19 protein-coding genes and 2 pseudogenes are annotated in these 20558 nt (G+C 38.7%); 17 read left to right on the forward strand and 4 right to left on the reverse strand.

The features are described 5' to 3' along the window. The first annotated feature begins 12 nt into the window (after nucleotides 1-12). Nucleotides 13-1743 carry a phospho-sugar mutase gene (locus MKX49_RS02785; RefSeq protein ID WP_340874776.1) on the forward strand — a complete coding sequence of 577 codons (1731 nt, stop codon included), beginning with the start codon at nucleotides 13-15 and terminating at the stop codon, nucleotides 1741-1743. Between the two features lie 102 nt (nucleotides 1744-1845). On the opposite strand, the pseudogene MKX49_RS02790 reads toward MKX49_RS02785, so the two are convergent. Beyond that, a pseudogene (locus MKX49_RS02790) lies at nucleotides 1846-2196 on the reverse strand (transposase); the annotation flags it as partial. A 424-nt stretch (nucleotides 2197-2620) separates the two neighbouring features. On the opposite strand from MKX49_RS02790, the gene MKX49_RS02795 reads away from it, so the two are divergent. Beyond that, a complete protein-coding gene (locus tag MKX49_RS02795; protein ID WP_340874778.1) occupies nucleotides 2621-3148 on the forward strand; it encodes an NADPH-dependent FMN reductase in 528 nt (175 codons plus the stop codon). Nucleotides 3149-3278: 130 nt separating this feature from the next. On the opposite strand, the gene MKX49_RS02800 is transcribed toward MKX49_RS02795, so the two are convergent. Further along, complete coding sequence (locus tag MKX49_RS02800; RefSeq protein ID WP_048689737.1) at nucleotides 3279-3521, reverse strand: YhdB family protein; 243 nt, start codon at nucleotides 3519-3521, stop codon at nucleotides 3279-3281. A gap of 132 nt (nucleotides 3522-3653) precedes the next feature. Here MKX49_RS02800 and MKX49_RS02805 point away from each other — a divergent pair, with 132 nt between their 5' ends. The 10 genes and pseudogenes from MKX49_RS02805 to MKX49_RS02850 all read left to right on the forward strand — a co-directional run. Further along, on the forward strand, nucleotides 3654-4622 hold the full coding sequence (locus tag MKX49_RS02805) for a M14 family zinc carboxypeptidase (RefSeq protein ID WP_340874780.1): 969 nt from the start codon (nucleotides 3654-3656) through the stop codon (nucleotides 4620-4622). A gap of 49 nt (nucleotides 4623-4671) precedes the next feature. Next, nucleotides 4672-4992: a DUF3889 domain-containing protein gene (locus MKX49_RS02810; RefSeq protein ID WP_340874782.1), complete on the forward strand. Its 321-nt coding sequence runs from the start codon at nucleotides 4672-4674 to the stop codon at nucleotides 4990-4992. 240 nt (nucleotides 4993-5232) lie between these two features. Next, a complete protein-coding gene (locus MKX49_RS02815) occupies nucleotides 5233-6114 on the forward strand; it encodes a radical SAM/SPASM domain-containing protein (RefSeq protein WP_034315057.1) in 882 nt (293 codons plus the stop codon). A 794-nt stretch (nucleotides 6115-6908) separates the two neighbouring features. Further along, the gene (locus MKX49_RS02820) at nucleotides 6909-7751 is read left to right on the forward strand and encodes a MurR/RpiR family transcriptional regulator (protein WP_340874784.1); all 843 of its coding nucleotides are present in this window, start codon (nucleotides 6909-6911) and stop codon (nucleotides 7749-7751) included. Nucleotides 7752-7819: 68 nt separating this feature from the next. Beyond that, nucleotides 7820-8968, forward strand: coding sequence for a M20 peptidase aminoacylase family protein (locus tag MKX49_RS02825; protein WP_340878447.1), 1149 nt, complete (start codon nucleotides 7820-7822; stop codon nucleotides 8966-8968). Beyond that, a complete protein-coding gene (locus MKX49_RS02830) occupies nucleotides 8961-9755 on the forward strand; it encodes a GNAT family N-acetyltransferase (protein ID WP_340874786.1) in 795 nt (264 codons plus the stop codon). The genes MKX49_RS02825 and MKX49_RS02830 overlap by 8 nt, the downstream gene beginning before the upstream one ends. A 13-nt stretch (nucleotides 9756-9768) precedes the next feature. Beyond that, the gene (gene menC, locus MKX49_RS02835; RefSeq protein ID WP_268590716.1) at nucleotides 9769-10881 is read left to right on the forward strand and encodes an o-succinylbenzoate synthase; all 1113 of its coding nucleotides are present in this window, start codon (nucleotides 9769-9771) and stop codon (nucleotides 10879-10881) included. A gap of 135 nt (nucleotides 10882-11016) precedes the next feature. Beyond that, nucleotides 11017-11340: a hypothetical protein gene (locus MKX49_RS02840; protein ID WP_340874789.1), complete on the forward strand. Its 324-nt coding sequence runs from the start codon at nucleotides 11017-11019 to the stop codon at nucleotides 11338-11340. Then, nucleotides 11312-12100 (forward strand): YkvI family membrane protein, encoded by a 789-nt coding sequence (locus MKX49_RS02845; RefSeq protein ID WP_340874792.1) that lies wholly within the window; start codon nucleotides 11312-11314, stop codon nucleotides 12098-12100. Before MKX49_RS02840 ends, MKX49_RS02845 begins: the two co-directional genes overlap by 29 nt. A 163-nt stretch (nucleotides 12101-12263) precedes the next feature. Then, nucleotides 12264-13064: pseudogene (locus MKX49_RS02850) on the forward strand (SpoVR family protein); the annotation flags it as partial. A 120-nt stretch (nucleotides 13065-13184) separates the two neighbouring features. Here MKX49_RS02850 and MKX49_RS02855 read toward each other — a convergent pair. Beyond that, the gene (locus MKX49_RS02855; RefSeq protein WP_340874795.1) at nucleotides 13185-14642 is read right to left on the reverse strand and encodes a recombinase family protein; all 1458 of its coding nucleotides are present in this window, start codon (nucleotides 14640-14642) and stop codon (nucleotides 13185-13187) included. 110 nt (nucleotides 14643-14752) lie between these two features. Here MKX49_RS02855 and MKX49_RS02860 point away from each other — a divergent pair, with 110 nt between their 5' ends. The 5 genes from MKX49_RS02860 to MKX49_RS02880 all read left to right on the forward strand — a co-directional run bounded on the left by MKX49_RS02860 (nucleotide 14753) and on the right by MKX49_RS02880 (nucleotide 20153). After that, entirely contained in the window at nucleotides 14753-14977 is a 225-nt protein-coding gene (locus tag MKX49_RS02860; RefSeq protein WP_340874798.1) for a hypothetical protein, read from the forward strand. Nucleotides 14978-15075: 98 nt separating this feature from the next. Next, the gene (locus MKX49_RS02865) at nucleotides 15076-15231 is read left to right on the forward strand and encodes a hypothetical protein (protein ID WP_340874802.1); all 156 of its coding nucleotides are present in this window, start codon (nucleotides 15076-15078) and stop codon (nucleotides 15229-15231) included. Then, nucleotides 15228-16676, forward strand: a complete 1449-nt coding sequence (locus MKX49_RS02870) for a recombinase family protein (protein WP_340874803.1) — start codon at nucleotides 15228-15230, stop codon at nucleotides 16674-16676. The genes MKX49_RS02865 and MKX49_RS02870 overlap by 4 nt, the downstream gene beginning before the upstream one ends. A 1-nt stretch (nucleotide 16677) precedes the next feature. Then, entirely contained in the window at nucleotides 16678-18282 is a 1605-nt protein-coding gene (locus MKX49_RS02875; protein ID WP_340874805.1) for a recombinase family protein, read from the forward strand. Between the two features lie 836 nt (nucleotides 18283-19118). Then, complete coding sequence (locus tag MKX49_RS02880; protein WP_340874807.1) at nucleotides 19119-20153, forward strand: hypothetical protein; 1035 nt, start codon at nucleotides 19119-19121, stop codon at nucleotides 20151-20153. On the opposite strand, the gene MKX49_RS02885 is transcribed toward MKX49_RS02880, so the two are convergent. Beyond that, the gene (locus MKX49_RS02885) at nucleotides 20143-20508 is read right to left on the reverse strand and encodes a hypothetical protein (RefSeq protein ID WP_340874810.1); all 366 of its coding nucleotides are present in this window, start codon (nucleotides 20506-20508) and stop codon (nucleotides 20143-20145) included. The genes MKX49_RS02880 and MKX49_RS02885 overlap by 11 nt on opposite strands. Between the last annotated feature and the right edge of the window lie 50 nt (nucleotides 20509-20558).

The raw sequence follows: 20558 nt of genomic DNA on the forward strand, positions 1-20558 counted from the left end.
GAGATGTTGGAGATGGATTGGAAATCTTTATACACTACTTGGGCAGGGTACCAGAATTTAAATGGGGAATTACGTGTCCTCCTTGAGGAAATGCAGCGGGATGAAGCACAACTCGAAGATGCCTTTTATAAAAATTTAGAGTTTGGAACAGGCGGAATGCGTGGGGAAATCGGAGCGGGAACGAACCGGATGAATCTTTATACTGTAAGGAAGGCAACGGTGGGGTTGGCTCAATATATCTCTTCGTTTGGGGAAGAAGCAAAAGGAAGAGGGGCTGTGATCGCTTATGATTCGAGACATAAGTCCCCGGAATTTGCACTCGAAGCAGCTAAGACCTTGGCTACATTTGGGGTGAAGGCTTATTTATTCGATGAATTGCGTCCAACTCCAGAATTGTCATTTGCGGTTCGCGAGCTGAATGCTTTTGCTGGAATCGTCATCACGGCGAGCCACAATCCGCCTGAATATAATGGTTACAAGGTTTATGGGTCAGATGGGGCACAATTGCCACCGGAAGCAGCGGATCAGGTGATCAGCTATGTGAATGCCATTGAAAGTGAGCTTGAAATTCAGGTTGAAGAAGCTGAAGTCCTTAAAGGGCAGGGCCTCATCGAAATGGTTGGTGATGAATTGGACGCTGCCTATAATCGTGAGCTGCTGACGGTTCCCGAGAACCCGCAGCTTGCCGAGGAAATAGATGTGTCAATCGTCTTTACGCCGCTTCATGGAACGGCAAATAAATCAGTCAGGCGGGCACTGCAAAGCTTAGGGTATCAAAATTTGCATATCGTTAAGGAGCAGGAATTGCCGGATCCGGATTTTTCGACAGTTCAGTCTCCGAATCCAGAGGAACCAGCTGCATTTGAAATGGCCATCGAGCTTGGAAACAAGGTCGAGGCGGACTTATTGATAGCAACGGACCCAGATGCCGATCGGCTTGGAATTGCCGTTAAAAACGAGATGGGTCAATATGTTGTCCTGACTGGAAATCAAACAGGTGCACTTTTCCTGGACTATTTACTGTCCCAGAAAAAAGAGAAAGGAAAGATTCCCCAAAATGGAGTCGTCTTAAAAACCATCGTCACTTCGGAAATCGGGCGGACGATTTCCGAGTCATATGGCTTGAAGACGGTTGATGTACTTACCGGGTTTAAGTTCATCGCCGAGAAAATAAATCAGTATCATGAAAGCGGGGAAAGTAGCTTCTTGTTCGGATATGAAGAAAGCTACGGTTATCTGATTAAAGACTTTGCACGTGATAAGGATGCCATTCAAGCTGCAGTGCTTGCTGTCGAGGTCTGTGCCCATTATAAAAAGCAGGGATTGACACTATATGAAGGGTTGCTGAATGTGTTTGAAAAGTACGGCTTTTACTTGGAAGGATTGCGTTCATTGACTTTAAAGGGCATTGAGGGAGCAAAACAGATTCAAGGAATATTGAATCAATTCCGTCAAAATCCTCCTTCCCGAATAGCTGGCATTCCGGTAGTCATTGAAGAAGATTACCAAAGCAGCAAGAAGCGTACATTACTTTCAAATGATGAAGAATTGATCGAGCTTCCGAAATCCAATGTATTGAAGTATTTCCTTGAGGATGGTACATGGGTTTGCCTGCGTCCTTCAGGCACCGAACCGAAAATTAAATTCTATTTCGGTGTCCAAGGTAAATCAATGCAAGAAGCTGAGTCCAAGTTATCGGGAGTCATGGAAGATTTCATGAGCAAGATTGAAGCATTGGTTTAAATGTATGAAAGCTAAACGAAAGACTTCTTCGGTCTTTCGTTTCAGTTTGTAGACAAAAGGGGTTCGGAATTTAAAATTCCGGACCCCTTTTAAAATTCCCTTTTTAAAGCGTCGTTCATAATTTTTCCCGAACGTTGAGAAATGAGGTGCTTTATTATGGAAACCCATAGCCTAAGAAACAACGGTAAGCCATATTTGTTTCAACTTCTTCAATCGTTTTACGCAAGGAACGAATACTGAAGGTATATTGAAGAACGTCAGAGTTTAACTAAAATACCTGGATCAATACTTGGGCGTCGTACCTCTGAATACATATCTATCACCAAGTCATAAATAAAAGTGAAGTCAATGGAAGCCTCCATTTTTATGAACCAAATGATTCGCCGGCACCAGTTGATCTAAAGTAATTATTTCAAGTTGATCTCGCTGATTAGAATGATGTTTCGAAAGCATCCTCATCGCCTCAAGTATTAATAGTTCTATTTTAAAACAAAAAGGACTGTAGGCAAAAGGAGTCCTATCTGAAATTTTAAACATAGTTGATTGGAGCGGGTGTGCGAGACTCCTGCGGGAATAGCGAGTCCAAGGGAGACCCCACAGGCGCAAGTGGGCCGAGGGCGGACCGCCTGCGGAAAGCGAGTGCCCTACGTTCCAATCAACGTCAAAATTTGTACAAGCAAAAAAAAACGTAGACAAACTCGATTTTCATCGAGTTTGTCTACAGTCTGAACGAAAGACTTCTCGGTCTTTCGGTTTTTTATTATGGTGATTTTTAGTTGCATGAAAAATCAAAATTCTAGGAAATTCCGTTTCGGTTTTGGTATACTGTATTGGCGACTGATCTCGGAAAACAACGGGAATAATGGAGGTTTAATTCATGAAATTAGTAATCATTAATGGTTCACCACGTAAACAAGGGCGTACGGGGATTGCCTCACGCTACATATCCAAGAAATACGGAGCGGAACTTATTGATTTAAGCAATAGCGAAATCCCTTTATATTCAGGTGAAGGTGAGCAATATCAATTCGAAGTGATTCAAGGTCTCCGGAAAAGCATCGAGGAAGCTGATGGCGTAATTCTGACCACTCCGGAATATCATGGTTCCATGAGCGGAGCCTTGAAAAATGCCTTGGATTTTTTAAGCAGTGAACAATTCACACATAAACCTGTCGCTCTATTGGCTGTCTCCGGCGGAGGAAAAGGCGGGATCAATGCCTTGAATTCAATGAGGACAGTGGGTCGAAGCCTTTATGCAAATGTGATCGCAAAACAATTGGTTCTGGATCCGCATTGCTTCGATTACGAAAATGATGGTTTATTTGAAGAGTCTGCGGTACTTGTTGAAGGTATGATCGAAGAGCTTAAAATGTATGCAACTGCATATGCTACAATGAAAAAATGATGAAATGAGGGTCAGGTATTCAATACCTGACCCTTCCTTGTTTTTATAGGGTTTCACCAGCCAAAGTTATATCCCCGATAATTAATCCTCTTGTATAAATTTTCCCGATTTGCAAAAACTATAGTTGATTTTAGCTTGGAAGTTCACTTAAATAATCACTTGTTTTTTCTGCCGCATGATCCAGATAACGAAGCAGTGCATACAGCTGGGATTGAACGATTTGATAATCATGCTCAAACCTGTAAGCGTGCAAAAAATGTTCTATTTTTTTCGAAAGAAAGTGATCTTTCGTTCGAACCATCAATACTAACAAGCTGTCCCAATCAGAACGGTGTGTGTGAAACAATGCCTGATCATAATCCGCAATCCTCATGTTCTTCTCCCCCTTAATAAGGAGCTATTTGTATTTTGTTCAGATCTGACAGAACATTTCCTTACAATAAGTGGCGATGTATTTGGACCGCGGTTGTTGCTTTTTACCTGAATAAAAATAAAAGGTGAGTACATGAGAAAAATAATGGTAATTGGAATATTGGTGCTTCTTTTTTTCCCTGAACCATCGCTGGCGGCAGAAGTGTATTCCCCTGAACAGCTGGAAATGGATTTGCAAGGAATCCAAAAGCAGTATGGATTGGAAGTTCAAATAATCGGACAAACTGAAAAGGGGAAAAATATAAAGGCAATCAGGTTAGGAAAAGGAAAAAAATCGATTTTGCTGGTGGGGTCACATCATGGACGGGAATGGCTCAGTTCCATACTTTTAATGCGCATGCTTGAAGAATATGCAGCCGCCTATCGAGCCGGCAAACCTATTGGAGAATTTCCGTCGGAATCATTGGATGAAGTGAGCATCTGGTTCATCCCGATGCTTAATCCAGATGGCGTGAGCATCCAGCAAGGGGATTTATCCAATTTAAATGTTCTTGAAAAGGCTGCAGTATGGAAAATGAACCGATATAGCAGGAATTGGTCCCGATGGAAAGCCAACGCTAAAGGCATTGATTTGAATAGGCAATATCCGGCTGGATGGAAAGAAGTCATGAGTCATGAAACAAAACCGACGTATCAATTTTATAAAGGCGGACAACCACTGGAAGCAGCTGAAGTAAAAGCGCTTACGAATTTCACGAAGGAGATCGATCCCCTTATTGCTATTTCCTATCATACCTCAGGAAGGGAAATCTTTTGGCATTACAAAAATAAACGGAAAAATATGGCGAGAGATTATGGGATTGCCAAAAAGACTGCCGAAATGACTGGGTATGAACTGACCTTTCCGGAGAAAGAAGCGGTAGGAAGCGGATTTACTGATTGGTTCATAACTGAATTCAGCCGCCCGGGAATGACGATTGAACTTAGTTATTTAGTGGATGAAACCAATCCGCCGTTGACTGTGTTTCCTGAGGAATGGAAGAGGAATCGATTAGTTGGAATCATGCTTGTAAAAGAAGCGAAGCAGCTGCATAACAACTGAACATTTTTACATAATAATACTAAGCGGAAAGTATGAGGAGGAAAAGATTTTGAAAAAAGTCATCGTGATGCTAATGGGGATTTTTTTAATCATACAAGCAGGATCCATTTCAGCACAGGCCCAAAAACCCGATTACGAAAAATACGGAAAGATTGCGATTACGGTAGTGCAGGCAGATTATCCTGAAGTTGAGATTACCGACTACGAATATAAGGGCAGAAAAACTGTAGCGAAAAATCTTGTCGAAGACGATTTCAGATTTTTGGTCGAGGATAAAGGTCAGGAGTTCAATGTCATCGTTACCGTACAACATGATTTGAAAAATGAAATATTACTTAGTTTGAAGGTCACGGAGCAAAAAGGAAAGTGAGATCAGGACAAACCGAAATTCCAGGTAGGCACCTTACCGAACATCTTCACCTCGAGAAGATGTTTTTTTCTGATTTCTTTTAAAAGTTGTCCGGAAAAGGGGGATATCGGATTCGTTGTTAAAGGAAATTAATTCCAATACGGTCAGCTGCCATGAAGTTTTCATTGCATTTATGAACAGCTAACCAGTATAGTTAATATCAGATTGAAACAATAAGCTTGATTGTAGGGGTAGTAGAAAATGAGAAAGTTTAAGAAAGTTTATGTGGAAATTACGAATATATGTAATTTGAAGTGTAATTTTTGCCCAAGTTCCAGCTTGCAAAGGACCTTGAAATTCATGGATCCCGAAGGGTTTACGGATGTTATCAAGAAAATCAAACCACACACCGATCATATTTATTTTCATCTGATGGGTGAACCGTTTTTAAATAAAAATTTGGGTACATTCCTGGATATCAGTGCTGAAAATGACCTGAAGGTTAATATTACAACGAACGGTACTTTGATTCAAAAGGTCAAAGACAAGCTGCTCTCCAAAAAAGCCCTCCGGCAGGTGAATATTTCACTTCATAGCTTTGAGGCAAACGATACGACCAATAGTCTTGACTCTTATGTCAGTAATATTGCCGATTTCATAAATGAAGCAAATGAAAAAAGTGAAGTGATTTGTGCCATTCGTTTATGGAATATGGATACGGCTGAATTAAAAGCGAGTAATGGCCTGAACGATGATATTCTGAGCATGCTGGAGGAGAAGCTTTCATTGGACATTCGCTTAAGTGAAGCTCTTCAGCAAAAGAATAATATTAAGTTAAGGGACCGGGTTTATATAAACATGGCCGAAAAATTCGAGTGGCCGGAATTGGACCGTGACATTATCGATGAAAATATTTTCTGCTATGCTCTTAGAGATCAGTTAGGTATCTTGGTGGATGGTACAGTCGTACCTTGTTGTTTGGATAGTGAAGGGAAAATACCGCTTGGAAATATATTCGAAACATCACTTGAAGACATTTTAAATGGTGAACGGGCTAAAAATATGTATGATGGTTTCTCAAGAAGATGTGCAGTTGAAGAATTATGTAAACGGTGTGGCTACGCAAAGCGTCATAAAAAATAAATGAAGGAAAATTACGGAGTTCATTTCGTGGTTTCAGACTGTAGACAAACTCGATGAAAAATCAGTTTGCCTGCAGTTTTTTTATTGGAAAATTTCAGGTGATTGCAGAAATCCGCTCCCTTTCCGCCGATTGTCTGCCAAGCCGCATCAAAGCAAGTGTCTGTGGGGTCTCGGCTAGCCGGTAAATTCGGCAGGAGCGTCGCAAATTTCTTCAATCCAACGAGATTAGGCAGTAAAAAACATGAAAGATAATCAAGTTTATTTTTATCTTGGTTCAGGGCGAGACAATCCGAAACTCCTTTTGTCGAAAAATTGATGGAACCCCCAGACTGTAGACGAATTGGAGAAGAGCCAGTTTCCCTACAATATTTCTTTTAAAAATAGTTACAGTTGATTGGAACGGAAGGTACGAGACTCCTGCGGGAAAAGCGTGTCGAGGGAGACCCCACAGTCGCAAGGAGCGCCGAGGGCGGACCGCCCGCGGAAAGCCGAGTGCCTGGAGTGGAAATCATTACACATACCCTCTTTCAGAAATCCGCTCCCTTTTAGCCGACTGAAAAACCATCCTCGTACTCCGAACCCCATCTTATTTCGCCAAACTGAAACCATGGAGTCCATCTCTGTTTTTTTTTTGCTTGAAGGACATTGCCACCATCTTATTATTAAAAATTCAGAATATTATTGTTTTATTAAAAGGACCGTGATAAAATACTCACTATTATTAATGAAGTTAATACTTCATATTGTCATATAAAAAGTATTAGATTCATATCTTGCTTCAGAGGGGATGTTTTATGGATTTACAGCAAAAAGTTAAAGAAGTATTCCCTGGTTTATCTACTGGTCAAAAAAAGGTAGCAAAATACTTGTTGGTGCATTCACATACATTTGCAGTCACTTCAGCTCAAAAGCTCGGAAAAGACATTGGGGTGAGTGAAACGACCATCATCCGCTTTTGCTATTCATTGGGGTTAAGCGGATATGCAGAGCTTCAAAACCTTATTCGAAATCAGTTGATATACGAGAGCAGCAGTTTGAATGAATATCATTCTTCAAAACTTGAAGCCGCGAGTCAGCCAAACTTCATGGCTCAAGTGATGGGGCAGGATATCATCAGCATCGAAAAGACCATGAAAAATTTATCAAATGAAGATTTCGCCAAAACAGTCGATAAATTGGCGGCAGCTGACAATGTTTTGATATCCGGACACCGTTTATCATTTTCGGCAGCACATTGGTTAACCTTTACACTTAGGCTTGTTAGGGAAGAGGTTCATTTATATCGGCCTGATACTGATGATATATTTTTACTGTTGAATAAAATGACTGAAAATTCCGTTTTTGTAGCCATTTCATTTCATCGCTATGTTAAAGAGACTGTGAAAATAACGGAAATGGCCAAAAAAGCGGGTGCATTTGTAATTGGGGTTACGGATTCCGAACTGGCTCCGATTGCGGAATATACTGACATTTTATTGCCCATTTCAACACCAAGGACTTCCACTATCGATACGGCACCAGTGTTATTCTCATTATTGAATAGTTTAGTAGCTGGTGTATCGATTAAGGATGAACAAGGATTCAAAGAAAGAAAAGCTATATATGATGCGTTCAATCAAGACGATTATTTCTTTTGAGATAAAACATCCATCAGTTTGTGAACATGCCGATTAAACCGGTATATAAGGGGGAGACAGAAATGGATATCACACAAACTATCGAAAAATTAAGGCCGTGTATACTCGGTATTTTTGACCATTTACACGCAAATCCAGAAACGAGTTGGAATGAGGTGAATACGACAGCTTTCATTTCAAATATTTTAACGGGGAATCAGTGTACGGTAAAAACATTCGAGGACTGTACAGGTGTGGTTGGCGAAATCGGGGATGGGGATTTCACGGTCGGATTACGATCGGATATCGATGCGCTTTGGCAGGAGGTGCAAGGGACGTTTCAAGCCAATCATTCCTGTGGACATGATGGTCATATGACCTTGGCACTTGGAGTATTTCTTGTATTGAAGGAAATGGGCTTTCGTCCAAGAGGCAAGCTGAAATTCATTTTCCAACCTGCTGAAGAAAAAGGCACGGGCGCCTTGAAGATGATTGAAGAAAAAGTATTGGATAATGTCGATTTCCTTTATGGAGTGCACCTAAGACCGGTTGAGGAAGTGAAAGATGGGCAAGCGGCGCCAGCCATTGTGCATGGAGCCGCTCAGTTCATTAAAGGAGAAATAGCGGGAACTGATGCGCATGGAGCCAGACCGCATCAAGGGCAGAATGCCATCGAGATAGGAGCGGCATTCATCACTTTGTTAAATGGAATCCATCTCAATCCGTCCATCCCTTATTCCGTAAAAATGACGCAGTTTTTTGCTGGCGGCGAAAGTTCCAATATCATCCCGGGGAGAGCCACTTTTTCATTGGATTTACGGGCACAGGATAATGCAGTGATGAAAGAGCTCACCAAAAAGGTGGAAAAGGTTGCAGAATCTTTGGCCATTGTCCATGGAGTCGAAGTGAAACTCGAACCGGGAACCTGTGTTGCTGCAGCAACCGTGAACGATCAAGCACAGGAAATAATGTCTGAAGCGATAGCCGATACACTTGGGGAAGAAAATTTGGTAGCGCCTGTCATTACAACAGGAGGAGAGGATTTTCATTTTTATACGTTGAAAAGACCTGAACTCAAAGCGACGATGCTTGGATTGGGCTGTGATTTGGCACCAGGGCTCCATCATCCGAACATGACATTCAACAAAGAAGCTTTGTTATCTGGAATTGAAATCTTAGCCAAAGCCATCATACTCACTTTCGAGAAGTATGGAGGGGAGGGCCCCTTACATGACTGATGAATTCATCATTAAATCCCTATCCGCACTAGAGGATTTACAAGAAGTGCAGCGGCTGGAAGCCCTTGTATGGGGCATGGATTGCGTTCCCATCCATCAGACGATTACGGCTGTCAAAAACGGCGGGCTTGTATTAGGCTGCTATATCAATGGCCAGTTAGTCGGGTTTCAATACAGTTTCCCGGGATTCAAGGACGGAAGGGGATATCTTTGTTCACATATGTTAGCCATCCATCCGGCCCATCAAAAGAAGGGCTTCGGCAGATTACTTAAACTTGCACAAAAAGAAGAAGCACTCAAAAAGGGCTACGACTTGATCACATGGACATATGATCCATTGGAAAGTGTGAATGCAAACTTGAATATCGGTAAGCTAAAAGCTGTATGTTCTACATATATGGAAGATTGTTATGGGAATATGAAGGATACCCTCAATGAAGGACTTTCCACTGATCGATTCATGGTGGAATGGAATATACGGCAGGAAGCAAAGGAAGAGACTCCGCTTCCTGATAAAGCCATACACATCGTAACGACAGGAATGAATGACCAAGGCTTTCCTTACATCCAGGATTATCATTTAGAAACCAATGCCGAGGTGATCGCCATCCCCATTCCGACGGATATTCAACAAATCAAAAAATCTGATCTTCGCCTTGCGATTGATTGGCGGTTAAAAACCGGTGAATTATTCAAAGCTCTTTTTGCCAAAGGATATGTTGCAGCCGGGATCGAACGGGAACAAGGTGAAAACATTCAAAACTATTTATTAAAAAAACAAGAATAAGAGGGGAATCGGGATGAAAATAACGGAAGTGCGTTTACGTCATTTAAATATGGATTTGGTAGCTCCCTTTACAACAAGCTTTGGAACGTTTGTGGATAAGGAGTTCATTCTTGTGGAAGTGAAGAATGGAGAGGGACTTTCAGGCTGGGCTGAATCTGTGGCATTTTCAGCACCTTGGTATAACGAAGAAACGATAAAAACCAATTGGACCATGCTGGAGGATTTCCTGATTCCGCTTGTATTGGATAAAGAAATAGAGCATCCTCGTGATGTATCGGATATGTTCTCGCATATTCGTAAAAATAATATGGCAAAATCGGCAATCGAGGGAGCCATTTGGGATTTATACGCAAAAGAAAAGAATATCCCTTTAAGTATGGCTTTAGGCGGGGAACTGGAAAAGATCGATGTTGGGATCAGTATCGGCATCCAAAAAACGGTACCTGAATTACTGGCAAAGATAGAAGCTGGATTGAAGGATGGGTATAAAAGAATCAAAATGAAAATTCAACCAGGTTGGGATGTTGACGTAATCAGGGAAGTGCGCAATCGATATCCCGATATCCCGATCATGGCAGATGCAAACTCCGCTTACCGGCTGAAAGACATTGAATTACTCAAACAACTTGATCAATTTGATTTAATGATGATCGAGCAGCCTTTGTCATCGGATGATATTGTCGATCATGCCACATTACAAGCGGAAATCAAAACACCGATTTGCTTGGATGAAAGTATACATTCCGTCGAAGATGCGAGAAAAGCTCTTGAATTGGGAAGCTGTAAAATCATTAATATTAAGATTGGCAGGGTTGGCGGTTTAACGGAAGCTATGAAAATACATGAATTATGTAAAGAAAGGAATGTACCGGTTTGGTGCGGAGGCATGCTGGAATCTGGTGTGGGGCGTGCCCATAATATCGCATTGACAACACTTGATAACTTCACGATGCCTGGTGATACGGCAGCATCCGCGAATTATTGGCATAAAGACATCATCCAACCAGAGGTTACAGTGAATGATGGGGTCATAACCGTTCCAAAAGCGGCAGGCATTGGCTATGAAGTAGATTACACTGCGGTCGATGAATTCACTTCCTATAGTAAAAGATATACAAATAAATAAGAGTTGAATTAAAGGACCTCCCGGCTTCATGGGCAATTGCCCGTTAACTTGAAGCTGGGAGGATAATGATGAAAGGAAAGATATTCTCATAACTTAAATTGTCAGAATAATCATATAATTAAGGTGGTATTTGATATGAAAAACAGTATAAATCTTGCAGGAGCATATATTGGAATCATCATTGGAGCAGGTTTCGCTTCAGGACAAGAAGTGTTACAGTTCTTCACTAGTTTTGGAATCTACAGTGTATTGGGAATTGTGGTGGCGACAGTTTTATTCGCGTTTTTGGGCATGCAAGTTACCCAGTTGGGGAGCACTCTCCAGACACGTTCCCATAAAAGCATCATCGATCATATTTGCGGCCGCTATATAGGCAGGGTGGTCGATCGATATTATCATCACATTTTTCTTGTTTGGCGTTACAGTCATCATGATTGCCGGCTCCGGAACGATTTTTGAGGAACAATTCGGGATTCCAAGCATGGTCGGTGCAATCGTCATGACGGTGCTCACGATCGGTACGCTTTTACTTAATGTTAATAAAATAATGTCCATCATTAGTGCCGTCACACCGTTTTTATTCGTTATCATGATCATTATTTCAGGTTATTCATTTTTCACATCCAATCTAAGTTTCAATCAAATCATTTCATCTTCAAGTAAAGGAACGGCTGCTACCGGAAATTGGTTGATGGGTTCATTACTTTATGTTTCATATAATATGACTGCAGGAATTGCCATGCTGGCCGTAATGGGCGGGACCTTCAAGAATAAGAAACAGGCTGGAATGGGAGGAATTCTGGGAGGTATCGGATTGGGGATCCTGTTATTTTTGATCAATTTGGGGATGATGTCCGACTTAAAGGGCATAGAAAGCTCTGGTATGCCTACCCTTCATTTAGCGAATCAGATTTCTCCATGGTTGGGATATATCCTATCAATCATCCTTTTAGGAATGATTTATAATACAGCTGTCGGGATGCTGTATGCATTCACCGCCAGGCTGGTGCCTGCGGAAACGAAACGATTTAAATTATCCGTGATTATAGTCGGAATTCTCGCCTTCCTTGCAAGTTTCGTTGGCTTTATTAAATTGGTTGGGACGGTATACCCAATCACAGGATACTTAGGTTTTGTCATCATTGCAGCGCTCATCATTTCCTGGATCCGTTCAAAAATGAAAAAAGAGGCTGTGAATCCGGAATTAGTAAAATTTTAATATCAAAGGGATTGAGTGCAGAACTGCATGAAACATTTGGCCTGACATCTTCTTCATGGAGGTGTTTTTTTTCTGTTATCGAGGACCTTTACTCATGATCACGGCATTTTTCCTCCTTTTTTTCATACATTAGTTTAAAGGCGGAAGACAAGGGGGATATCGGATGAATGAAGCGGAGCAAAAGGCTCTGGAATATGCCATTAGTGAAATTACAGAAATAGCAACGGGGTTCGGGTTGGATTTTTACCCGATGCGCTATGAAATTTGCCCTTCAGAAATCATTTATACATTTGGTGCCTATGGGATGCCGACCCGTTTTTCTCATTGGAGCTTTGGAAAGCAATTTCATAAAATGAAGCTGCAGTATGACTTTGGATTAAGTAAAATCTATGAACTGGTCATTAACTCTGATCCTTGTTACGCTTTTCTGCTGGACTCCAATTCACTTGTACAAAATAAATTGATTGTTGCCCACGTTTTGGCGCATTGTGACTTCTTTAAGAATAATATACGCTTCAATAATACCAAGAGGGATATGGTAGAAAGTATGTCGGCAACGGCAGAAAGAATCCGTGAATATGAAATCCTGCATGGCAAAAAGGAAGTGGAAACCTTCCTCGATGCACTTTTAGCCATTGAAGAACATATCGATCCGTCGCTGATGAGACCGAAGCTTGCCTGGACGATGGAAGATGAAGAAGAAGAAGAGGAAATAAAACCGACAGCCACACAATACGATGATTTATGGAATCTTGATAATAAGGATAAACCGCAGAAATCCAACATTAAAAAAAGAAAAAAATTCCCGCCAAGGCCAGAAAAGGATATTATGCTTTTCATAGAACAGTACAGCAGGGATTTAACCGATTGGCAGCGGGATATCATGACGATGATCAGGGAAGAGATGCTGTATTTCTGGCCGCAGCTGGAAACGAAAATCATGAACGAAGGCTGGGCTTCGTTCCAATTAAGCGGTTATTACAAAATGAGAAAAGAAAAAAAACACCATTATTGGTGTTTTTTAATTTAATTCATCACAATTAGATTAGCGTGTATAAGAAGATAAATTGAATTTTTTTACTTTTCAATTTATTAGATATATTTCAATCTCCTCAGCACTCTTCACAACAATCCGATCAATAATCTCTTTAAGAAGCAGCTTCGCTTCCACAACAGGCAATTGTTCCAGCGCGTCAACTAATGTTTTCAATTTAGCCTTCATTTCTTCGGCAATCTGACCTGGATTCATTTCTTGAACTTTTGTCTTTTCTAAGACACCTAATAGATCATCTAACTTTTTCTTTTCCATTTCCAAATCATTAAGTTCAATAAGACCTGCGGTGTACGCTTCAACCTTTCGTTGATAGCGTTTTTTTGCTATGTATATTTTTTGCTGTAAAGATGTAGAGGTAACTGTATCTTTGGCAGGTTGTACTTCTGGAACAAATTGTGGAGTAAAGTCCTTAGATAAGTTGTATAAGCTTTCCTTGAAAAATTGTTCAAGTTCTTTTGCACGATATACTTTTCCTGAACATGTCCCTTTGTTTTTGTTAGCTGAACATCGGTAAACACCATATTTGCTGTTTTTGGAACCTGCACGATCATGGCTCATGCCTCCTCCACATAATCCACATTTGAGTAAACCACTTAACAAATATGAACTTCTTTGAGAACGACTTGGTAAAGAACGTTCTTGTGATTTGATCTGTACTCTTTCCCATCTGTCTGGATCGATAATGGAGATATGTGTATTCTCTTGAATAATCCACTTTTCAACGTCATTCTCTGCTCTTTTGGGGCTACTGCCATTTTTACGATTCCAGACGGTAGTTCCTTTATAGGCGGGATTGGTCAACATGAGTTTAATCGTTCGATTCCACCATTCCTTGCCTGTACTTGATGGAACACCCTCCTCATTTAAAAGTTTAGCAATTGCATAAAATCCTAAATTATCATCTAAGTATAAGCTGAAAATGCGCCGCACAACCTTTGCTTCACTTTCATCAATTACTAATTCTTTATCCACAAGTTTATAGCCGAATGGAGGCTGAGTAAGCCATTGTCCTTTCTTTGCTGCATGAAACATATTATCGATCACTCGTTCACGGATCCTTTCTCTCTCGAACTCGGCTACTGCGCCTAAAACTTGAAGGGTCAGCCGCCCAGATGGTGTATTAGTATCGAAACTCTCACTAATGGAGATAAACGAAACGCCGTGAGATTGAAATAACTCAATTAGAATCAATAGATCTTGAAGTTTTCGGCTGAACCTATCCAATTTGGTTACGATTACCTTTGAGATTTGATCATCCTTGACAGCTTCAATCAAGGCCTGCAATTGAGGTCTTTTGATGTTTTTAGCTGAAAAGCCCTCATCTATAAAATATCGTAAGGAATGATTCCAACCCATTGCGTAAAAGTAAGATTCCAAGCGATTTTTTTGTTCTTCCAGAGAGAGTCCTTCTCGTGCCTGTTCATCAGTTGAAACCCTTGTGTAAATTGCAATATCTCGTAAATCAGAGTCATCAGATTGACTAAACATTGCGATTCCCCCATTCTGTTTGTCCATTATATGAGTGCATTTCTTTTCTTATGAAATCTGTGTTATCCAATCCTCCTTTACGCATAAAGTGTACAAAGGGGGATGAATGAATGACGCAGGAAAAACCGAGAGTCGTTTTTTATTGGAATGATCAATCCTTTTGCCAATTGCATGAACTACCTTTAATTGAACGGGAAAGCTTAACAAAAAGATTAGTGAAATGGGAAGAAAAAGTATGGATTTCTGCTTATGGTCATTTACTCCAAGAGATGGATCCCGAACAAAAGCTGGCGATTACTATCCACCCTAAAGGTTCTTTGCCTTTATTAGAATGAGATAAAAAAATTTTTTTATTCATTTTAATAAACAAGTGTTTATTGAAATGAATATTTTCCTTTTGTTGGTACATACTAACAAAAGGGAGGTGAATATAATGGGACGTAATAAAAAAGCACCATCTGTATTGCGGTTAGAATCTGTTCAAATAGTGTACAAGCAGGAATTTCAAAGGCAATGGCTAGATTTGTGTGCGGATTGGGTGGAACAAGAGGTAAGGGTGAAATTAAGGGAGGGTGACATAGACATTTGAGAAAGACAGTCGTTTACGCAAGACAATCGCTTGATCAGGAAAAACAGAAAAATTCAACAGAAGTACAAAAATCTGTTTGTCTTGAATATGCCCACCATAACGATTGGCTGGTTCATGAATTTTATAACGAAGGTGAAAAATCAGCTCGAATAAGTAGCATTGAAGATCGACCAGTCATATCTAAATTGCTATATGAAGCAGAGCATGGTGAAATAGCAAGATTGATTGTTTACAAACGAGATCGATTGGCTCGTAACGTAGAACAATATTTACAAATTATAAGTAGTTTATTGGATTCTAAAGTGGAAATCCACTTCGCAGCGGATAATGAACCCCCATTACAAACGGGTCCAATTGGAGAATTTGTGGAGGTGCTTCTTGCAGGGTTAGCTCAACAAGAAGGAGAGAATATTCACCGTAGACAAATGCAAACAAGAGTGTTTTTAGCTGAAAATGGAAAATGGAGTGGTGGAAGCCCTCCTTTTGGATACACATCGAAAAATGGACATATAGAAATAGTAAGTGAAAAAAGGGAAATTGTGAAAATTATTTTTCAGGAGTTTATTGCATGCTGGGGCGAAGATAAAGAAATGGCTGAAATTATTAGAGCCATGAAGCAACATCCTGAACTGAAAAAGGGGAAATTCCCTAAAGACACAATCGTAAAGATTATTTCTCAGCCGCTTTATAAGGGTGTCCTTATCCAAAGGCTGCAAGGAAAGGATTATCCTGCTCCTAAAATTAGATATGATTTACGGATTTGGGACGATGATGAAGAGGATGCAGTGTGGAACGAAGCGAATAGACGCTTAAGAATTACATGTCCAGATATAGATAAGAAGAAAGCGAAGGATTCCTATCAAGCTCTGTTAGAAAAAAAAATAAAGTGCGGTATCTGTAACACAGAGATTGATAAGATGAAGATTTTAGAGAAAAAAAAGTTCTATTATTATTGTGATTGTTCTTATAAGGTACCTATTCAAGAATTCGATGAGTTTGTGTTCAACAAAATTATCGCTCATTTAAAGGAATTGGCTCAATCTCAAATAGACGAGTTAAAACTTTTGTTAATAAGAAGATTCCTTCATTTTTCTTTTAAGAAAAAGAAAAAATTAGAGGAGTCCATATTAAAAATAGAACTGGACTTAAAAAGAACAATGAAAGATATAGAAAGCGACCCTTCCATTGTTCTTTCAGTCCAAACTCTTGTGATGAGATATAAAGATACTTGTAGTGAACATGAAGAATTATTGAATCAGTGTCATCGGATAGAAAATACAATTCGAAATTTCACCCATTTTAACAGTATAGATGCCATCTCGTTTTCTAATTTTAGTTTCGATAATAAACGTGATTTTCTTGCGCTATTAGACTGGGTAGTTTGTTTTAAATCGACAATTAATTTTCTTTATAACGAGGGTGAAAAGATTAAGAAAGGTGTGTAAAATGGAAGATAAAATGGATCAGAATGTACGGATACGGAACATAAAAAAACCTGCCTATTATGGACGTGTGTCTACGGATGTTCAGGATCAGAAAAGACAGGATGGCATCGTAAAGAGATTTGCTGATTCACATGGGATGGAGTTAGACGTAGATAAAGAATATATTGATGAAGTTTCCGCTTACCGCATCCCTCATGATAAACGTCCTAATTTCCAAAAATTATTAAATGCAGTTAAAAGAAAAGAAGTCGACGGTATTATTGTTTCTGATATTGACCGAATCTCTCGTCAAACGTTAGAACATTTTCAACTTCGAGAAGAGTTCGATCGTCTAAATATCCCTGTTATTGTAGCTTCAAAAGGGGAATTGTATACAAAGACTGATGTAGAAAACTTAATTAAGCAACTTGTTGAAGATGGAATGACTAAACTCGAGTCCGATAATAATTCAACGAGAACGCGGGACACATTAAAAACCATCCGAGAAAAAGGGAAATATGCTGGAGGTAAAATTCCATATGGATACTCACCTGTTAAAGAAACGGTCTTTAAAAATGGAAAAGAGGTAAAAAAGGTGTGTGGATTCATCCCAGTTGACGATGAAATTCAAGTTATCAAACGAATTTTCCACCTGTATCAAGGAACAGGAACCTTTACAGGCATTGCAAAAATTCTCTCAAAGGAGCGTTCACCTGAAAAATGGCAAGCAAAGAAGGTTCGTTTTATTGTTACAAACCCATTTTATACAGGATTTTTTGTATATAACCGAACACTAGGTAAAAGAGGGGGATACAGTCTGAACCCTATGGAAAAATGGGAATGGACAAAATGTGATTGGATCGAAGACCCTCCGATTTCAAAAGAATTATGGCTGCTATGCTGGGAAAAGTATGAGAAGTCAAAGAAACTAAGTCCTAGTCCTAATTACTTTTACACTTCCTTTCCTTTTAATGGGTTTATTTTTTGTCATTGTGGTTTGGAATTAAAGGGGAAAAACCAGGAGACCAAGTCAAAAACAAAAGTTGGAGAAAAGGATGGATACCGTTATTATATCTGTGCATGTGGGCAAAAAATATTAGCAAAAAGTGTACACCAACAGTTTTTAAATTTTTATTATTCTTTGCCATACTCCTTCGATGCAATATTTAATGAAGTTTATAACCGCTTTAAAGTAGAATTTGAACAGAAGAGTAGCCAATTTTCTCGGTGGGAAACCCAGCTCGCAGAGGAGCGAGAGAATTTGCATCAATTAATCTCATACAAAAGAAAAGTTGAAAAAGAAAATGTGTACCTGAAGGATGCAAAAGATGAAGTAGAAGTTGCATGGCTTATTGCCAAAAAGCATTGTGATGAAACAATTAAAGATTTAGAAGAGAATATTGAAAGAGAAAGGAAATACGCTGATAATTTAGAAAGAATTTTACTTGATAAAAGTGTCCTAGAAAAACTAATCCATCGTTCCCTGGACGTTAGTACAGATGATCCCCGTTTTTTAAGAACATTGGTGTTGTTGATGGTTAAAGAGTGTAGGTTAGTAAGTGATGATCGTATATCATTGACGTTTTATGCAATGCCTGATCAGGTTTTTACATTATCTCCTAAGTAAGAATTAATCTCTAGAAAGAGCCATCGAGGCTCTTTTTTTTATGCATTATTTTAATTTACATAAATAGTAAAATAGTTAATGATGCTGATCTTATATTTGGACAAGTTATATTTGAAATCCGTCATTCGACTAATTAATTTAAACATAAATATTACCCAGTATTTTTTTGTTATTTTATATTACATTTTTTTTCTTTTCTTTATTTTATTTTTCCTTATTTCTCGGCTGTTTGGCCAAAATCATTTTATAGCTCGGCTGCACCATCCAAAAAGGATCCTTTTTGGATGGTGCAGCCGAGCTATATATGACAAGGGGGGACAAGTCCTTACTGTTTCTAAGGTATTTGTTATATGTTGTATTATTTTGTATATTTTGATAAATAAATGTATTTTTATTCTCGGCTGAATAAGACAAAAGTCTTTCTTTTCTCGGTTTTAGTGACCTTAATATAATAAATTTACTGTAATAAAGTTACTTAACTAAAATGAGTTCAATAAAATTAACATAATAAATTTACTGTAATAAAGTTACTTAACTAAAATGAGTTCAATAAAATTAACATAATAAATTTACTGTAATAAAGTTACTTAACTAAAATGAGTTTAATAAAATTAACATAATAAATTTACTGTAATAAAGTTACTTAACTAAAATGAGTTCAATAAAATTAACATAATAAATTTACTTCAGTAAACATACTAAAATAATATTATAACTGACATGTTACTAATAAATTGTAATCATTTAATATTGGTATAAACTTCAACAGAAATTGAATATAAGCCTATGGGGGTCTCATATAAATTAACGATAGTAATTTGGAGGTGAATGGGATAATGGGAAGATATATCAATGTACATGAAGCATTGAAAATATTAAATGTGCATTACGTGACAGATTCTATTCAGATGGTTACTCGCTGGATAAGAGAGGGAAGAATCCTGGCAGAACGTTCAGAAAATAGAAAGGAGGGATGGAGAATTCTTGAGGAAGATGTTTATGAATTTGCCAACGAGGTAAACCCAGGAATTGTGCAGCTCCTTGGGTATTATAATGACATGAACAAGATAGTGAAAAGGGAAATAATAAATAAGGAAAACAGTGAAATAATACACCAGGTATTTCTTGAGAAACAATTAAAGTCTGAACCCGAACATTACTTACTTGAGGGGAAAATGGAGGAGAATGAAAAAAAAATTCAACAATTAGAAAACAAATTGGAAAGGGTCGTTGAAAATCTACAACAAGGAAATATGCGATGGCAAGAAACAGATAAAAAGTTCGACGAAAAAATCGATGATATAAAGCTTATGATTCAGAATCTTACAAACGAATTTAAAACCAAATCAGAAAATGTGGGAGCGGATCAACCAAATCCTGAATCTGTTGATAATGGGGAAAAATACCAAAAAACATGGGGGGAGTTTAAACAAGAGGTTCTTGGTTACGAAGGTTTTAAAATATACATGGATTTTGAAAATGAAATAGAAGAATATTATCATCTCATATATATGAATAATAAGATTAGAGAGGAATGTTGGGCTGAAGAAGGAAAAAAATTAAGATGTCCAGTTTTTAAAATTGCAGCACGTTTTCCGAAAGGTTTATTTAAAAAGACAATCCCAATGTACCTAGAAAAGAAGGGGAAGATTAAGGTTGAGGAGGGAAAGGGTAATCTACCTGTTGATGGAGAAAGTTCCGAAGGAAAGGATAATCCATCTGTTAATGAAGAAGGTCCCGAAGAAAAGAATAATCCATCTGTTAATGAAGAAGGTCCCGAAGAAAAGAATAATCCACCAGGTGAAGAAAACAACGGCACCTTACCAAAAGCTCAGATGATAATCACCGAAGCAAATCCCTTTATCTTATAAAAAACCACATATATTTCTCTCCTTTATAGATATAAAGATTGCTAGCCCATTTCTTAGGGATTTTTTTAGTTTTATAATAATCATGATAATAAGAACTCAATAGTTGCCATGGATTTTGATGATTTACCAATCTCCAATAGTGTGATGATGGAACTGGAAAGGCATTACGGTATTTGATAGTACCTGGAGACATTGCATAATAAAGCTCCATTGGCTTATTCCAATCCATATCATGAATAGTCCCCTTGAAAAATAAGGTACCTTCTTTTTTATACCGTTGAAGCTTTCCTTTCAGTGATAAAATTTGCTCATCTTGAAGATTTCCCAACATTTCTTTTAATGACATCCTTTTCATGGGTCAAACCTCCTTAAGTGTTGTTAAAATAAGTTTAACCAAAAAAATAA

This window comes from Peribacillus sp. FSL M8-0224, from assembly GCF_038003055.1.
In the GTDB taxonomy this organism is placed as follows: domain Bacteria; phylum Bacillota; class Bacilli; order Bacillales; family DSM-1321; genus Peribacillus; species Peribacillus frigoritolerans.

Coding starts and splice junctions, on each gene's coding strand:
- MKX49_RS02865 (WP_340874802.1), top strand. CDS start 15,076: ATGGGACGTAATAAAAAAGCACCATCTGTATTGCGGTTAGAATCTGTT.
- MKX49_RS02830 (WP_340874786.1), top strand. CDS start 8,961: ATGACTGATGAATTCATCATTAAATCCCTATCCGCACTAGAGGATTTA.
- MKX49_RS02880 (WP_340874807.1), top strand. CDS start 19,119: ATGGGAAGATATATCAATGTACATGAAGCATTGAAAATATTAAATGTG.
- MKX49_RS02795 (WP_340874778.1), top strand. CDS start 2,621: ATGAAATTAGTAATCATTAATGGTTCACCACGTAAACAAGGGCGTACG.
- MKX49_RS02815 (WP_034315057.1), top strand. CDS start 5,233: ATGAGAAAGTTTAAGAAAGTTTATGTGGAAATTACGAATATATGTAAT.
- MKX49_RS02885 (WP_340874810.1), bottom strand. CDS start 20,508: ATGAAAAGGATGTCATTAAAAGAAATGTTGGGAAATCTTCAAGATGAG.
- MKX49_RS02800 (WP_048689737.1), bottom strand. CDS start 3,521: ATGAGGATTGCGGATTATGATCAGGCATTGTTTCACACACACCGTTCT.
- MKX49_RS02855 (WP_340874795.1), bottom strand. CDS start 14,642: ATGTTTAGTCAATCTGATGACTCTGATTTACGAGATATTGCAATTTAC.
- MKX49_RS02845 (WP_340874792.1), top strand. CDS start 11,312: ATGATTGCCGGCTCCGGAACGATTTTTGAGGAACAATTCGGGATTCCA.
- MKX49_RS02875 (WP_340874805.1), top strand. CDS start 16,678: ATGGAAGATAAAATGGATCAGAATGTACGGATACGGAACATAAAAAAA.
- MKX49_RS02840 (WP_340874789.1), top strand. CDS start 11,017: ATGAAAAACAGTATAAATCTTGCAGGAGCATATATTGGAATCATCATT.
- MKX49_RS02820 (WP_340874784.1), top strand. CDS start 6,909: ATGGATTTACAGCAAAAAGTTAAAGAAGTATTCCCTGGTTTATCTACT.
- MKX49_RS02860 (WP_340874798.1), top strand. CDS start 14,753: ATGACGCAGGAAAAACCGAGAGTCGTTTTTTATTGGAATGATCAATCC.
- MKX49_RS02805 (WP_340874780.1), top strand. CDS start 3,654: ATGAGAAAAATAATGGTAATTGGAATATTGGTGCTTCTTTTTTTCCCT.
- MKX49_RS02785 (WP_340874776.1), top strand. CDS start 13: ATGGATTGGAAATCTTTATACACTACTTGGGCAGGGTACCAGAATTTA.
- menC (WP_268590716.1), top strand. CDS start 9,769: ATGAAAATAACGGAAGTGCGTTTACGTCATTTAAATATGGATTTGGTA.